Annotated in this window: 11 protein-coding genes; 6 read left to right on the top strand and 5 right to left on the bottom strand. The window is 66.8% G+C overall.

Annotation, left to right across the window (positions count from 1 at the left end; all coding sequences use genetic code 11):
* Positions 1–62: 62 nt before the first annotated feature.
* Entirely contained in the window at positions 63–3,014 is a 2,952-nt protein-coding gene (locus ACEN9H_RS16095; RefSeq protein ID WP_413671214.1) for a TonB-dependent receptor plug domain-containing protein, read from the top strand.
* Between the two features lie 125 nt (positions 3,015–3,139).
* A complete protein-coding gene (locus tag ACEN9H_RS16090; RefSeq protein ID WP_413671213.1) occupies positions 3,140–5,506 on the top strand; it encodes a DNA internalization-related competence protein ComEC/Rec2 in 2,367 nt (788 codons plus the stop codon).
* Here ACEN9H_RS16090 and ACEN9H_RS16085 read toward each other — a convergent pair whose 3' ends face one another.
* Together ACEN9H_RS16085 and ACEN9H_RS16080 are read right to left on the bottom strand one after the other, a co-directional pair.
* Positions 5,507–6,973, bottom strand: a complete 1,467-nt coding sequence (locus ACEN9H_RS16085) for an ATP-binding protein (RefSeq protein WP_413671212.1) — start codon at positions 6,971–6,973, stop codon at positions 5,507–5,509. It abuts the gene before it with no gap.
* Between the two features lie 2 nt (positions 6,974–6,975).
* A complete protein-coding gene (locus tag ACEN9H_RS16080; protein WP_056131851.1) occupies positions 6,976–7,662 on the bottom strand; it encodes a response regulator transcription factor in 687 nt (228 codons plus the stop codon).
* Between the two features lie 135 nt (positions 7,663–7,797).
* Between ACEN9H_RS16080 and ACEN9H_RS16075 the strand changes: the two genes are divergently transcribed.
* The 3 genes from ACEN9H_RS16075 to dcd all read left to right on the top strand — a co-directional run bounded on the left by ACEN9H_RS16075 (position 7,798) and on the right by dcd (position 9,811).
* Entirely contained in the window at positions 7,798–8,277 is a 480-nt protein-coding gene (locus ACEN9H_RS16075; RefSeq protein WP_056131854.1) for a Spy/CpxP family protein refolding chaperone, read from the top strand.
* 83 nt (positions 8,278–8,360) lie between these two features.
* Positions 8,361–9,197 (top strand): alpha/beta fold hydrolase, encoded by an 837-nt coding sequence (locus tag ACEN9H_RS16070; protein ID WP_413671211.1) that lies wholly within the window; start codon positions 8,361–8,363, stop codon positions 9,195–9,197.
* 47 nt (positions 9,198–9,244) lie between these two features.
* Complete coding sequence (dcd, locus tag ACEN9H_RS16065) at positions 9,245–9,811, top strand: dCTP deaminase (RefSeq protein ID WP_056131857.1); 567 nt, start codon at positions 9,245–9,247, stop codon at positions 9,809–9,811.
* 50 nt (positions 9,812–9,861) lie between these two features.
* On the opposite strand, the gene ACEN9H_RS16060 is transcribed toward dcd, so the two are convergent.
* Complete coding sequence (locus ACEN9H_RS16060; protein WP_056131860.1) at positions 9,862–12,117, bottom strand: arginine/lysine/ornithine decarboxylase; 2,256 nt, start codon at positions 12,115–12,117, stop codon at positions 9,862–9,864.
* Between the two features lie 262 nt (positions 12,118–12,379).
* Here ACEN9H_RS16060 and ACEN9H_RS16055 point away from each other — a divergent pair, with 262 nt between their 5' ends.
* Positions 12,380–12,883 (top strand): hypothetical protein, encoded by a 504-nt coding sequence (locus ACEN9H_RS16055; protein ID WP_413671210.1) that lies wholly within the window; start codon positions 12,380–12,382, stop codon positions 12,881–12,883.
* Here the strand turns inward: ACEN9H_RS16055 and ACEN9H_RS16050 are convergent, their stop codons facing one another.
* Positions 12,884–13,372 (bottom strand): dihydrofolate reductase, encoded by a 489-nt coding sequence (locus tag ACEN9H_RS16050; RefSeq protein ID WP_413671209.1) that lies wholly within the window; start codon positions 13,370–13,372, stop codon positions 12,884–12,886.
* A gap of 14 nt (positions 13,373–13,386) precedes the next feature.
* A complete protein-coding gene (thyA, locus tag ACEN9H_RS16045; protein ID WP_413671208.1) occupies positions 13,387–14,181 on the bottom strand; it encodes a thymidylate synthase in 795 nt (264 codons plus the stop codon).
* Positions 14,182–14,214 lie beyond the last annotated feature (33 nt).

Below are 14,214 nucleotides of genomic sequence, written 5' to 3'. Positions count from 1 at the left end.
AACATCCCTAGGATGATTTTTCACACTATTCAAGGTGTGATAAAAATCATAACGGAGATCTCATGACCATTCGACCCGCCAGGCGCAGCGAGGCCCAGCCTCCACAACCCTATCCTTTGAAACTGTCCACCGCAGCATTGCTCGGAGCAGGCCTGATCAGCGCCGCAACCGTCTGCGCGCAGGAAGCAGCGCCCGCTCCCAAGGCCGTCGAGAATGTGGTGACGGTGACCGGTTCGCGCATCGCGGCGCGCGGCTTCAACCAGCCCACCCCGACCACGACGCTGACCGCCGACGACATCGAAAAATCGGCCGAGCCGAACATCTTCAACACCATCGCCCAGCTGCCGGCGCTGCAGGGCAGCACGGGCAGCCAGGTGCTGACGTACAGCACGTCGAGCGGCCAACAGGGACTGAGTGCGTTCAGCCTGCGCGGTCTGGGCGCGTTCCGCACGCTGACGCTGCTCGACGGCCAGCGCGTGGTGCCGGCCAATGTCACCGGCGTCACCGACATCAGCCAGTTTCCACAATTGCTGGTCAAGCGCGTCGACGTGGTCACCGGCGGCGCGTCGGCGTCGTATGGCTCGGACGCGGTCGGCGGCGTCGTCAACTTCATCACGGACAAGAAATTCAAGGGCTTCAAGGCCAACATCGAGGGTGGCGAGACCACCTACCACGACGACAAGAACGTCACGCTGCAGGCGGCATGGGGCCGCGGCTTCCTGGACGACAGGCTGCATGCGGTGGTCAGCGTGGAGCGCAGCAAGGAGGACGGCATACCGCCCAACGGCTTCGGCGCCGGCCCGGGCCCGAACGGCCGCACCGCGTTCAAGGCGCCGGCCTTTCAAACGCGCCCGTTTGCCCAGACCACCGACGGCAAGCCGCAGATCCGCGACATCCGTAACGCCCAGAACTACCAGTACAACCTCTACGGCCTGATCACCTCCGGCCCGCTGCAAGGCACGGCCTTCGGCGATGGCGGCGTGCCGTACAAGTTCAACTACGGTTCCAACGGTGTGCCCGACGGTAAGGGCGGCGTGAGCGGCTGTATCAGCCCGTTCTGCGTGGGGGGCGACCTCTCCGGTGTGTCGGCCAATACCACGACGCTGGCTTCGGAGCTCAAGCGCGACAACGCCTACACCCGTATCGGCTATGCGATCAACGACGACCACGAGATCTACATGACGATCAACGCGGCCGAGGTCAATTCGCAGAACCAGCCCAATGGCGGCGCGCCGAAAAACGCCAATCTGACCATCCAGTGCGACAACCCGTTCCTGCCCGCTTCGATCGCGGCAGCCTGCGCGACCAACAACATCACGAGCTTCCAGTACGGCACCGCCAACGCGAATCTACCGAAATACATCAGCGTCGAGCCGCGCCGCCGCATGGCGCGCTATGTGATCGGTGCCGACGGCCGCTTTGACGCCGGCGGTACGACCTGGTCGTACAACGGCTACTACCAGCGCGGCATCAACCGTACCGACCTGTACGTCAACAACATCACGCTGACGCCGCGCTATAACGCCGCAATCGACGCCATCCGTCTGCCCGACGGCAGCATCGTCTGCCGCAACGTCGTCGCGCGCAATTCGGGGTGCCAGCCCCTCAACATCATCGGCAACGTCCCGCAGAGCACCGGTGCGCTGGCCTATGTGATGCCGCCGATCGGCCCGCAGCAGCACGCCCGCCAGACCCAGGACGTGGCCAGCTTCAACGTCAGCGGCGAGCCGCTCGCGCTGTGGGCCGGTCCGCTGGCCGTCGCCACCGGTCTCGAGTACCGCAGGGAAGCCTATACCGTGCGCGCCGACCCGTACGGCAACGGCGTCACGGCGGACAGCCCGAATTCGCCCGCCTACCCGGCCGATCCGCTGCTGAACACGTCGTCCGGCGCGAATTGGTTTGCGGGCAATTACCATAACGGCTCGGGCGCCTATTCCGTGCGCGAAGCGTACCTGGAAGTCAATCTGCCGCTGTTCAAGTCGGCTGGGCTGGGCGAGGCCAACCTGAACGTGGCGGGACGCGGCACCAGTTACAGCACCGCCGGCAACGCCAAGACCTGGAAGATCGGCGGCACGTGGAAAACCAGTGTCGACGGGGTGCGCCTGCGCGCCGTCACCTCGCGCGACGTGCGCGCACCCAACCTGAGCGAACTGTTCGCGCCGGTCGTGATCACCAATAACACCGTAAACCACAATGGCACGAACTTGACGGTGCAGCAGCAGGTGACCGGCAACACGGCGCTCAAGCCGGAGGTCGCACGCAGCTCGGAGCTGGGCATCGTCCTCGCGCAACCGCGCTGGGCGCCGGGTTTCAGTGCCTCGTTCGACTATTACACGATCAAGGTGAACGGCGTCATTTCGACGCTGGGCCTGCAGCAGGAGGTCGACCTGTGCGACGCCGGGCACCAGGACCTGTGCGCGGCCATGGTGCTCGACAGCCCCGTGCCGACGAATAACTACGTGCGCCTGCAGCAATTCAACCTGGCGTCGCTCAAGCTCAAGGGCTACGACATCGAGACCTCGTACCGCGGCAGCATGGCCGGCCTGGGCCTGCCCGGCATGTTCACGCTGCGCGCGCTGGCCACGCATACGATCGACAACATTACGGACTCGGGCGTGCCGGGCACCATTCCGACGCAGGGGGCGGGCGTCAACATGGGCACCACGCCGCGCTGGAAGCTGCTGGCCTCTCAGGGCTGGTCGTCGGACAGCGGCAGCCTGACGCTGAGCGAGCGCTGGATCAGCAACGGTGTCTACAGCAATGAATACATCGAGTGCCAGACCAACTGTCCGGTCTCCACGCCCATCCACCAGACCATCGACAACAACCACATGAAGGGCGTGTTGTATGTCGACCTGGGCGCGACCTACAAGGTGTCGGAGAACGTCATGGCCTATGCCAAGATCGACAACCTGGCCAACCGCAACGCGCCGACCTCGGGCAATGGCATCAACCCGTCGCTGTACGACCTGTTCGGTCGCATGTATCGCGCCGGCGTGCGATTCACGTTCTGAGCCGAGTGGCGCCGCCGCAGCGCTCTTCAGCTGTGGCAGCTCAACAGAGGGTGTGGTAGCGCCGCTTCAGCCGTCCGCGCTGCGTAAGATATACGCTGGACAGTGCCAGACGAAAGGCAGGCGCCATGCGGATCGCGATATGCAGCTTTGTCGCCGGCGTGGCGTGGCTGCAGTGCCGGGCCGCGCTTCCCACATGGAGCGCGCTGGCATTCGGGGCGGCCTTGCTGCTGGCCTGCCTCATGGTTCGGCGAGCGCGGGGGCGGATCCCCCTGTTGATTGCCGGCGGCGCCCTGTTGGGTTTCGGCTGGGCGGCGTTCCTCGCGGACGGCGCGCTCGCGGACCAGCTGGCGGCGGTGGACGAGGGGCGCGACGTCACCCTGGTGGGCACCATCGATAATCTGCCCTATCGCTTCGATGGTGGCGTGCGCTTCAATTTCGCGGTCGAGCACGTCGTCGGTGGCGCGCTGAAGGTGCCACCGCGCGTAGCGCTCTCCTGGTATTCGGGCTCGCGCGGCACGGTTGCCACGGTCGGCGACGTCCAGCCGGGCCAGCGCTGGCAATTGACGGTGCGCCTGCAGCGCCCGCACGGCAACGCGAACCCGGGCGGGTTCGATTACGAAGCGTGGCTGCTGGAACAGGGCGTGCGCGCCACCGGCTATGTGCGGGCCGACGACGGCAACCGGCTGCTTCACGCGTTCGTGGCCGCTCCCGGCGCGGTCGTCGAGCGCGTCCGCGCGGCGCTGCGCGCGCGCATCCAGGCCGCACTCGCGGGACGCACGTACGCGGGCGTGGTCGTGGCACTGGTGATCGGCGACCAGCGCGGCATCGAGCAGGCCGACTGGCAGGTGTTCAACCGCACCGGCATCGGCCACCTCATTTCGATCTCGGGCCTGCACATCACGATGATCGCGGGCCTCGCCGCGTGGGCCGTATCGGCGTTGTGGCGCCGCTCGTTCTTCACCGATGCGCGCCTGCCGCTGCGCCTGCCGGCACAGAAGGCCGCCGCGCTGGCCGGCACCGTCGTCGCCTTGCTGTACGTGCTGCTGGCCGGCTTCGGCGTGCCGGCGCAACGCACGCTGTACATGCTGTCCGTCGTCGCGCTCGCATTGTGGATGGGGCGTCTCGCCGCCGTGTCGCACGTGTTGTGCACGGCGCTCGCAGTGGTCGTGCTGCTCGATCCGTGGGCCGTGCTGTGGCCGGGGTTCTGGCTGTCGTTCGGGGCCGTGGCCGTCATCCTGTTCGCGGGGCATGGCCGCATCGGGCCGCCGCCCACGGGACCGCGCGGCGCGCTGCTGCTGGCCGGACGGACGCAATGGGCCGTCACGGCGGGACTGGTGCCGTTGACGTTGCTGTTGTTCGGCCAGGTGTCGATCGTGAGCCCGGTCGCGAATGCGGTGGCGATCCCGCTCGTCAGCTTCGTCGTGACGCCGCTCGCGCTGGCCGGCAGCCTGGTTCCCGGGCCGCCGGGCGACTGGCTGCTCCTGCTCGCCCACTGGACGGTGGAGATGCTCGCCTGGCTGCTGCGGCTGATGGCCGGCTGGCCCGCCGCCGTGTGGCGCGCGCCGGCACCGCAGGCGTGGGTGTTCGCGCTGGGACTCGGCGGCATCCTGTGGATGCTGATGCCGCGCGGCTGGCCGCACCGCTGGGCCGGGGCCGTCGCGCTGCTGCCGATGCTGTTGCAGCGCCCGGACCATCCACGCGAACATACCTTTCGGGTGACCGCGTTCGATGTCGGCCAGGGCATGGCGCTGCTTGTCGAAACGGAGCGGCACCGCCTGCTGTACGACACCGGCCCCGCGTACGCCCCGGGCGCGGATGGCGGCAGCCGCGTGATCCTGCCGTACCTGCGGATGCGCGGCATCGCCACGCTCGACGGGATCGTCGTCAGCCATGGCGACACGGACCACACGGGCGGGGCGCTGGCGGTGCTGGAAGGCGTCGACGCGAGCTGGCTCGCTTCGTCGCTGCCCGCCGATCACGCGATCGTCCGGGCGGCGCCACGTCACGTGCGCTGCAGCGCCGGCCAGCATTGGGAATGGGACGGCATCGCGTTCGACATGCTGCATCCGACGCCGGCCAGCTACGACGACGCGCACCTGAAGACGAATGCGCGCAGCTGCACGCTGCGCATCAGCAATGGCCGGCGCACGGTGCTGCTGGCCGGCGACATCGAGGCGGCGCAGGAAGCGGCGCTCGTCGATCGTGGGGCGGACCGCCTGCGCGCGGACGTCCTGCTCGCGCCGCACCATGGCAGCGGCACGTCGTCCACGCCGGCCTTCCTGCAGACGGTTCATCCGGACATCGCGATCTTCCAGGTCGGATACCGCAACCGCTATCACCATCCGAAGCCCGAAGTCTACGACCGCTACGGCACGCTCGGCGCCCTGCGCCTGCGGACCGACGATGCGGGCGCGCTGACGCTGGACTTCGGCGCCGACGTGGCCTGGCGCGGCTACAGGAGCGAGCACGCGCGCTACTGGTACGGGCGCTGATCACGCCACGCGCGGCAGCGTGATCGTGACGCGCAAGCCGCCTTCGGCCCGGTTGGCGGCCGAGATCCGTCCGCCATGCGTCTCCACGACCCGCTTGGCGATCGCAAGTCCGAGCCCATGGCCGTCGACGTTGTTGCGCGTGGGGTTGGAGCGGAAGAACGGTTCGAACACGTCGCCCAGGTGTTCGGGCGCGATGCCCAGGCCCTTGTCGAGGACTTCGATGTGGACGAGGTCGCCGTCCGGATGCAGGCAGACGTTCACGGGGCCGCCCGCACCATGCTTGACGGCGTTGCGCACGATGTTCTCGACGGCGCTCCACAGCAGGTCCGGGGCGCCGCGCACCGTGACCGGTTCCGGCGCGTCGACGTCCACCACCGCGCCGGCTTCGAAGCGGGCATCGTCGGCGATCTGGTCGACCATCTCGACGAGGTCGACGGGTTCGGTGGCGGGCAGCGTCGTCGCCGCTTCCAGGCGCGACAATGTCAGCAGCTCGCCGACGAGGCGGTCCATGCGCACGCTTTCGCGCTCGATGCGTTCGAGCGACGCCTGCAGGCGGTCCGGCCGCTGGTGCGCGAGGCCGATGGCGGCCTGCAGGCGCGCCAGCGGCGAACGCAGTTCGTGCGAGACGTCGTGCAGCAGGCGGCGCTGGCCATCCATCAGGGCGCGCAGCTGGGCGCTCATGCGGTCGAAATCCTGGCCCAGTTCCGCCAGCTCGTCGCCGATGAGGCGCGGCGCCGCGTGGGCGAATTTCGGCGCGAGGTCGCCCGCCGCGGCGGCGTCGAAGGCGCGCTGCAGGGCGCGGATCGGGCGCGAGAAATACCAGGCGAGGAGGGCGGCGAACAGGAGGCTGGCCAGCGTGGCGGCGACGATGGGCAGCCAGGGGCCCACGTGCCGGCTGAATTCCGGCGGCAGGCCGAACCAGCCGCCACCCGGGCCGCCCGGGCCGCCGGGTCCGCCGTCCATGCGCGCGCCCGGGTCGCCGTCGCCCGGGCCGGCCGGCGGCGGCCCGGCGCCCGGTCCGGTGCCGAAGCCGCGCGGACCCGGACCGTCCATGCCCGGCACATGCCATGCGCGCGAGGCGAAGGCCGTGTAGCGGCGGCCGTCGGCGCCCGTCAGGTGGGCGACGGCATGCGTGTGGCCGTCGCCGTTCAGGTTGCGCTCGACTTCCTCGCGCAGCCTGGCGGGCACGGGCCGGTCGAGCAGCTCGTGGCCCTGCTCGTCGAGAACGTACAAATGCATGCGGCGGCTCCCGGCGGCGAGGTCGCGCAACGCGTCGATGCCGCCGTGCTTCAGCGTCGCGGCGGCTGCGTCCAGCATGATCGTCGCGGGGGGACTCTTGTCGAGCGTGGGTTCGCCGCCGCGCTGGCGCGCCTGGTCGCGCAGCCACAAGGTGCCGCCGACGCCGATCGTGGCCGCCACCTGGGCCAGCAGGATGGACAGGAAAAACTTCCAGAACAGCCGGCCCATCGCTACTCGCGGATCAGCTGGTAGCCGAGACGGTAGACGGTCTGCAGGCAGGAACGCCCGTCGGACAGCGTGCCCAGTTTATGGCGCAGGCTCGACAGGTGGACGTCGATGTTGCGGTCGAAGCGGGCCAGCGGGCGGCCCAGTCCCTGCTCGGAGAGATCGTTCTTGCTGACCGGGCGGCCCGCATTGCGCGCCAGGACTTCGAGCAGGTTGAATTCGGTGCTGGTCAGGTCCAGCGGCTGGCTGTCCCACATGGCGCGGCGCTGCTCCGGCAGCATCGTCAGCTTGCCGACGGTGAGCGTGATGCCGGGACCGTCATTGGGCGAGCTTTGCGTGCGGCGCAGGATGGCGCGCACGCGCGCCGTGAGTTCGCGCGGCGTGCAGGGCTTCGTGACGTAGTCGTCGGCGCCCAGTTCGAGGCCGAGGATGCGGTCGGCGTCGTCGCCGCGCCCCGTCAGCATCAGGATCGGCATGCGGCTGGCGGCGCGGATGCGGCGCAGCGTCTCGATGCCGTTCATGCGCGGCATCATCACGTCGAGGATGGCGATCGCGTACTGGCCGGTCAGCGCTTCGCGCGCGCCCGTCTCGCCGTCGTGGGCGCAGGCGACGCGAAAGCCTTCCTGTTCCAGGTATTCGGAAAACATGCCGACCAGTTCGGTGTCGTCGTCGATAAGCAGGACTTGGTTCATGTTCGCATCTTAGCGCAGCGCGGCTGTGCCGGCCACGACCGCCGCCGGCTCTTTACGCGCTTTTACACGCCGACAACACGCCTTAACATCGAGACAATCGAGAATGGCGTCTCCGAACAAAAAAGGATGACACACATGAAATTCACAAGCCTTTCCGCGGCAGCCGCGCTGCTCGCCGCCTGCCTTGCCGCCGCCCCGGCCTTCGCGACCGGCGAACCGGATGCGCCGCCGGCCGCCGGCCGGCACGGTCCCGACGGCGACCACGAGCGGGGCCCGGGCATGCCCTTCGGCCACGTGCCGCTGCACCGCCTGAAGCTGACGGAAGCCCAGCAGGACAAGGTGTTCGCCATCGTGCACGCCCAGGAACCGCAGCGCCGCGAGTACGACAAGGCGATCCGCAAGGCGCACGAAGGTTTGCGCGAACTGGGCCGCGCCGACGGGTTCGACGAGGCCAGGGCCGGCGCGCTGTCGCGCGACCTCGGCCAGGCGGTGGCCGCCCAGGCGCTGCTGCAGGCACGCACCGACGCGCAGATCCAGGCCGTGCTGACGCCGGAGCAGCGCGAGCAACTGCGCCAGCACCGCATGCGCGGACACGATGGGGGCGAGCGGCCGTAGGCGTTTCCCTCTAAATACTTGGAGATAATGACATTACAATGGGTGTCGTCCTGACTATGCGCTGCCGCGTCATCCCATTCCCGATGTCCAAGCCTTTACTCCATTTCACCCACGGGAACAGCTACCCGTCCGGTTCGTACGGCCGCCTGCTGGACGACTTGCGCCGCGATTTCGACGTGCGCACGACGGACATGCTGGGCCACGATCCGCGCTTTCCCGTGCGCGACAACTGGCACACGCTGATCGACGAGCTGATCGCGCAGCTGGAGGGGTACGGCCAGCCGGCGATCCTCGTCGGCCATTCGCTGGGCGGCGCCGTCAGCATGCTGGCGGCGCACCGGCGGCCGGACCTGGTGCGCTGCGTGGTGATGCTGGATTCGCCCGTCGTCGCGGGCTGGCGGGCGTGGGTCTGGCGCATCGCGAAGATGCTCGGACTGCGCATGCGGCTGTCGCCGGGGAACGTGGCCCGGCGGCGGCGCAACGTGTGGCCGTCGCGTGCGGCCGCGTTCGAGCATTTCATGGCGAAACCCGTGTTCCAGGCGTGGGCGCCGGGTGCCCTCGACGATTACCTGGAGCACGGTCTGGCAGCGCATGCCGAAGGCGTGCAACTGCGCTTCGACCGCGACGTCGAAGCGGCGATCTACAGCACGCTGCCGCACGACATGGACCGGGTGCTGCGTGCGCCTTTCCCCGTGCCCGTCGGCTTCATCGCGGGGACCGATTCCACGGAGCTGCGCCAGGCGGGCCTGGACGGGACGCGCCGGCTGGTCGGCGACAATCTCGTCACGATCGAAGGCACGCACCTGTACCCGATGGAGAAGCCGGCGCTGACCGCCGCGTTGACGCGCGAGATGATCGCGCGGCTGCTCGCGCAGGCCGAGGAAAAAAAGGCCGGTCGTCCCAAGGCGCTTTTCGCGTAAAATTGCGGGATTCATATCCCCATTTTTTTTGGAAAAGAAGCCCAGCGATGAGTATCAAGAGCGACAAATGGATCCGCCGGATGGCGGAAGAACACGGCATGATCGAACCGTTCTCGCCGAAACAGGTGCGCGAGACGGACGGCCGCAAGATCATTTCGTGGGGCACGTCCTCGTACGGCTACGACATCCGCTGCGCCGACGAATTCAAGGTGTTCACGAACATCAACAGCACCATCGTCGATCCGAAGAACTTCGATTCGAACTCGTTCGTCGACGTGAAGAGCGACGTGTGCATCATCCCGCCGAACTCCTTCGCGCTGGCCCGCACGATCGAGTACTTCAAGATCCCGCGCAACGTGCTGACCGTCTGCCTGGGCAAGTCGACCTACGCGCGCTGCGGCATCATCGTCAACGTGACGCCGTTCGAGCCGGAGTGGGAAGGCTATGTGACCCTGGAGTTTTCGAACACGACGCCGCTGCCGGCCAAGATCTACGCCGGCGAAGGCTGCGCGCAGGTGCTGTTCTTCGAGAGCGACGAGGTCTGCGAGACCTCGTACAAGGACCGCGGCGGCAAGTACCAGGGCCAGCATGGCGTGACGCTGCCCAAGGCCTGATCGCGCCGAACACGTAAGAAAGGAGGCCGCGGCCTCCTTTTTTTACACCGTCAGTCCTGCTTCACGCAGTCGACGAAATACCCCAGCTTCCCGTCGATCTCGCGCTTCACGAGACCATGCACGTCGGTCTCGAAGCCCGGGAACCGCTCGTTGAAGTCGCGTGCGAAGCGCAGGTAGTCGACGATGGTCTTGTTGAAACGCTCGCCCGGGATCAGCAGGGGGATGCCCGGCGGGTAGGGCGTCAGCAGGATCGCGGTGATGCGGCCTTCCAGTTCCTCGATCGCCACGCGCTCGATCTCGCGGTGCGCCATCTTCGCGAACGCGTCCGACGGCTTCATCGCCGGGATCATGTCCGACAAATACATCTCGGTCGTCAGGCGGGCGACGTCGCGCGATTTGTAGAAGTCGTGGATCTGCTGGCACAGGTCGCGCAGGCCCCACGATTCGTAGCGCGGGTTCGCGGCCGTGAACTCCGGCATGATTCGCCACATCGGCTGGTTGCGGTCGTAGTCGTCCTTGAACTGCTGCAGCGCGGTGACGAGCGTGTTCCAGCGGCCTTTCGTGATGCCGATCGTGAACATGATGAAGAACGAGTACAGGCCGCACTTCTCGATGATCACGCCGTGCTCGGCGAGGTACTTGGTGACGATCGACGCCGGGATGCCGGAGGTGCCGAACGAGCCGTCCAGCGACAGGCCCGGGGTGACGACCGTCGCCTTGATCGGGTCGAGCATGTTGAAGCCTTCGGCCAGCCTGCCGAAGCCGTGCCAGTCGTCGTCCGCGTGGATCATCCAGTCGGCCTGCGTGCCGATGCCTTCCTCGCTCGTGACCTGCGGGCCCCACACCTTGAACCACCAGTCGTCGCCGTAGTCCTCGTCCACCTTCTGCATCGCGCGGCGGAAGTCCAGCGCTTCGTAGATCGATTCCTCGACGAGGGCCGTGCCGCCCGGCGCTTCCATCATCGCGGCGGCGACGTCGCACGACGCGATGATCGAGTACTGCGGCGACGTCGACGTGTGCATCAGGTACGCCTCGTTGAACGCGTCCTGGTCCAGCGCCACGGTCTCCGATTCGCGCACGAGCACCTGCGACGCCTGCGACAGGCCCGCGAGCAGCTTGTGCGTGGACTGCGTCGAGAAGATCATCGACTGCTTCGCGCGCGGGCGGTCGCGGCCGATCGCGTGCATGTTGCGGTAGAAGTCGTGGAACGTCGCGTGCGGCAGCCAGGCTTCGTCGAAGTGCAAGGTGTCGATCTCGCCGTCCAGCAGTTCGCGCAAGGTCTCGACGTTGTAGACGACGCCGTCGTAGGTCGACTGCGTGATCGTCAGGATGCGCGGCTTCTTGTTCTTCGCTTCGCGGGCGAACGGGTTCGCTTCGATCTTCCGGCGGATCGACTCCGGCGAGAATTCTTCCAGCGGGATCGGGCCGATGATGCCGAGGTTGTTCCGGGTCGGCATCAGGAACACGGGGATCGCGCCGCACATGATGATCGAGTGCAGGATCGACTTATGGCAGTTGCGGTCGACGACGACGATGTCGCCCGGCGCCACGGTCGAGTGCCACACCATCTTGTTCGACGTCGAGGTGCCGTTGGTGACGAAGTAGCAGTGGTCGGCGTTGTAGATGCGCGCGGCGTTGCGCTCCGACTTCGCGACGGGGCCCGTGTGGTCCAGCAGCTGGCCCAGTTCCTCGACGGCGTTGCAGACGTCGGCGCGCAGCATGTTCTCGCCGAAGAACTGGTGGAACATCTGGCCGATCGGCGACTTCAGGAACGCGACGCCGCCCGAGTGGCCGGGGCAGTGCCAGGAATACGACCCGTCGTTGGCGTAGTTGACGAGCGCGCGGAAGAACGGCGGCGCCAGGCTGTCCAGGTAGGCTTTCGCTTCGCGGATGATGTGGCGCGCGACGAATTCCGGCGTGTCCTCGAACATGTGGATGAAGCCGTGCAGCTCCTTCAGGATGTCGTTCGGGATGTGGCGGCTCGTGCGGGTCTCGCCGTAGATGTAGATCGGGATGTCCGAGTTCTTGTGACGGATCTCCTGCACGAACGCGCGCAGGCCGCTCAGTGCGAAATTGGTCTCCTCGATGGTGCCGCCGCCGAATTCCTCGTCGTCGATCGACAGCACGAAGGCGGAAGCGCGCGACTGCTGCTGGGCGAACTGGGACAGGTCGCCATAGCTGGTCAGGCCGAGCACTTCCATGCCTTCTTTTTCCATCGCGGCCGCAAGCGCGCGAATGCCGAGACCGGACGTGTTCTCGGAACGGAAATCCTCGTCAATGATGACGATTGGGAAACGAAATTTCATGGACAGCTCCAAAGCGAAGCGCCGTGCGCGCCGCTATCCGGGAGGGAAGGCGGCCGGGCACGGCACCGGAAAAATGAAGAAGCGGATTTTCGCAGAAATCGCGGGGTCCCGTGCAAAAATTTTTAATAGGTTAGCTACACGGGGCAGATTGTGGCGCACTCTTGTGTAAACAAGATGACGGAGCAGCCGCTACGTTAAGGGATTAACGGAAGCGGGTATGCGGTGGGCGTAGAGTGGGAACTCTTTTGCAGCCGAGGTCATCATGTCTACCGTCCGCGTCCAGTTGGAAAGCAGCGTCCCCCGTTCGCCCGCCGAGCTGTGGGACTGGAGCACCTCGGTCGAGGGCGTCGTGACCGAGATGGGACCGGTCCTGAAGCTCGATTTCCCCGAGGGGATGACGCACATCCCGCGCGACGGCAGCAACCTTGGGCGGCCGCTGGGCGATTACCGGTTCCTGCTGTTCGGCGTCGTGCCGGTCGATCTGTCGCGGCTGACCTTTACCGAGATGGAGCCGGGCCGCCGCTTCGTCGAGCAGTCGCCGCTGCTGTCGATGAAGAGCTGGCGGCACGAACGGATCATCACGCCGTCCCCGGATGGTTCGAAAGTCGTCGACCGCCTGGAATTCACGCCGCGCTTCGCCGGTCCGGTCGTCGGCTGGATCATCGAGCGCTTCTTCCGCCACCGCCACGCGGTGCTGAGGAAGCACTACCGCGAGCGCCGCTCGGTGGCCAGAGGAGAACAGGGCGCCCAGCGGATCCACGCGTAGCTACCTGACTCTGTCGTAGGTGACGATGGCGTAGTCGACGCCGGCCGTCGGCGAGTGCAGGGGTTCGTTCGAGACGGCGGCCCACTGCGCGCTGTCGATCTCCGGGAAGAACGTGTCGCAACGGTAGGCCTTGTCGATGTGCGTGACGATCAGGCGGTCGGCAACGCGCATCGCCTCCGCGAAGATCTGCGCGCCGCCGATGATGCTGGCCGAATCGTCGCTGACGAGGGCGACGGCGTCTTCCAGCGAATGCACGACGTCCACGCCGTCATGGCCCCAGCCGGTATTGCGCGTGACGACGATGTTGCGGCGGCCCGGCAGCGGACGGCCGATCGATTCGAACGTCTTGCGGCCCATGATGATCGGGTGGCCGAGGGTCACGCGCTTGAAGTGCGCGAGGTCCTCGGGCAGGTGCCAGGGCAGCTGGTTGTCGACGCCGATGCCGCGGTTGGCATCCATTGCGACGACGAGGGATAAATGGTTGGCCATGCGAACCTCCTTGCTTACACGGCGACCGGCGCCTTGATGGCCGGGTGCGGATCGTAGCCGACGATCTCGAAGTCTTCGAATTTATAATCGAACAGCGAGTCGGGCTTGCGGTGGATGACCAGCTTGGGCAGCGGACGCTCCTCGCGCGACAGCTGCAGTTCGACCTGTTCCATGTGGTTCGAGTACAGGTGGCAGTCGCCGCCCGTCCACACGAAGTCGCCGACGTCCAGGCCGGCCTGCTGCGCCATCATGTGCGTGAGCAGCGCGTACGACGCGATGTTGAACGGGACGCCGAGGAAGATGTCGGCGCTGCGCTGGTACAGCTGGCACGACAGCTTGCCGTCCGCAACATAAAACTGGAACAGCGCGTGGCACGGCGGCAGCTTCATCTTCGGCACGTCGGCCACGTTCCAGGCCGACACGATCATGCGGCGCGAGTCCGGATTGTTCCTGATCTGGTCCATGACCTGCGTGATCTGGTCGATGTGCTCGCCGGCCGGCGTCGGCCAGCTGCGCCACTGGTAGCCGTAGATGGGGCCGAGGTCGCCGTTCACGTCCGCCCACTCGTCCCAGATCGAGACGCCGTTTTCCTTCAGGTACGCGATATTCGTGGAGCCGGCGAGGAACCAGATCAGTTCATGGATGATCGACCGCAGGTGCAGTTTTTTCGTGGTGACGAGCGGGAACCCGTCCTGCAGGTTGAAGCGCATCTGGTGGCCGAACACGGAACGGGTGCCGGTGCCGGTGCGGTCGGTCTTGACCGTGCCATGGTCCAGCACATGGCGCATCAGGTCGTGGTATTGGCGCATCGGTATGGCTCGATTTGAAAGGTTGAAAACCCG

The sequence above is a fragment of the Massilia cellulosiltytica genome (assembly GCF_047325105.1).
GTDB classification, from domain to species: Bacteria; Pseudomonadota; Gammaproteobacteria; order Burkholderiales; family Burkholderiaceae_D; genus Telluria; species Telluria orientalis.
Note: the sequence above shows the minus strand (reverse complement) of the source record. Positions and strands in the feature narration are given on the sequence as shown.

Bases quoted from the DNA above. Each gene is read 5' to 3' on its own strand.
- ACEN9H_RS16095 (WP_413671214.1), top strand. From the start codon at position 63: ATGACCATTCGACCCGCCAGGCGCAGCGAGGCCCAGCCTCCACAACCC.
- ACEN9H_RS16090 (WP_413671213.1), top strand. From the start codon at position 3,140: ATGCGGATCGCGATATGCAGCTTTGTCGCCGGCGTGGCGTGGCTGCAG.
- ACEN9H_RS16085 (WP_413671212.1), bottom strand. From the start codon at position 6,973: ATGGGCCGGCTGTTCTGGAAGTTTTTCCTGTCCATCCTGCTGGCCCAG.
- ACEN9H_RS16080 (WP_056131851.1), bottom strand. From the start codon at position 7,662: ATGAACCAAGTCCTGCTTATCGACGACGACACCGAACTGGTCGGCATG.
- ACEN9H_RS16075 (WP_056131854.1), top strand. From the start codon at position 7,798: ATGAAATTCACAAGCCTTTCCGCGGCAGCCGCGCTGCTCGCCGCCTGC.
- ACEN9H_RS16070 (WP_413671211.1), top strand. From the start codon at position 8,361: ATGTCCAAGCCTTTACTCCATTTCACCCACGGGAACAGCTACCCGTCC.
- dcd (WP_056131857.1), top strand. From the start codon at position 9,245: ATGAGTATCAAGAGCGACAAATGGATCCGCCGGATGGCGGAAGAACAC.
- ACEN9H_RS16060 (WP_056131860.1), bottom strand. From the start codon at position 12,117: ATGAAATTTCGTTTCCCAATCGTCATCATTGACGAGGATTTCCGTTCC.
- ACEN9H_RS16055 (WP_413671210.1), top strand. From the start codon at position 12,380: ATGTCTACCGTCCGCGTCCAGTTGGAAAGCAGCGTCCCCCGTTCGCCC.
- ACEN9H_RS16050 (WP_413671209.1), bottom strand. From the start codon at position 13,372: ATGGCCAACCATTTATCCCTCGTCGTCGCAATGGATGCCAACCGCGGC.
- thyA (WP_413671208.1), bottom strand. From the start codon at position 14,181: ATGCGCCAATACCACGACCTGATGCGCCATGTGCTGGACCATGGCACG.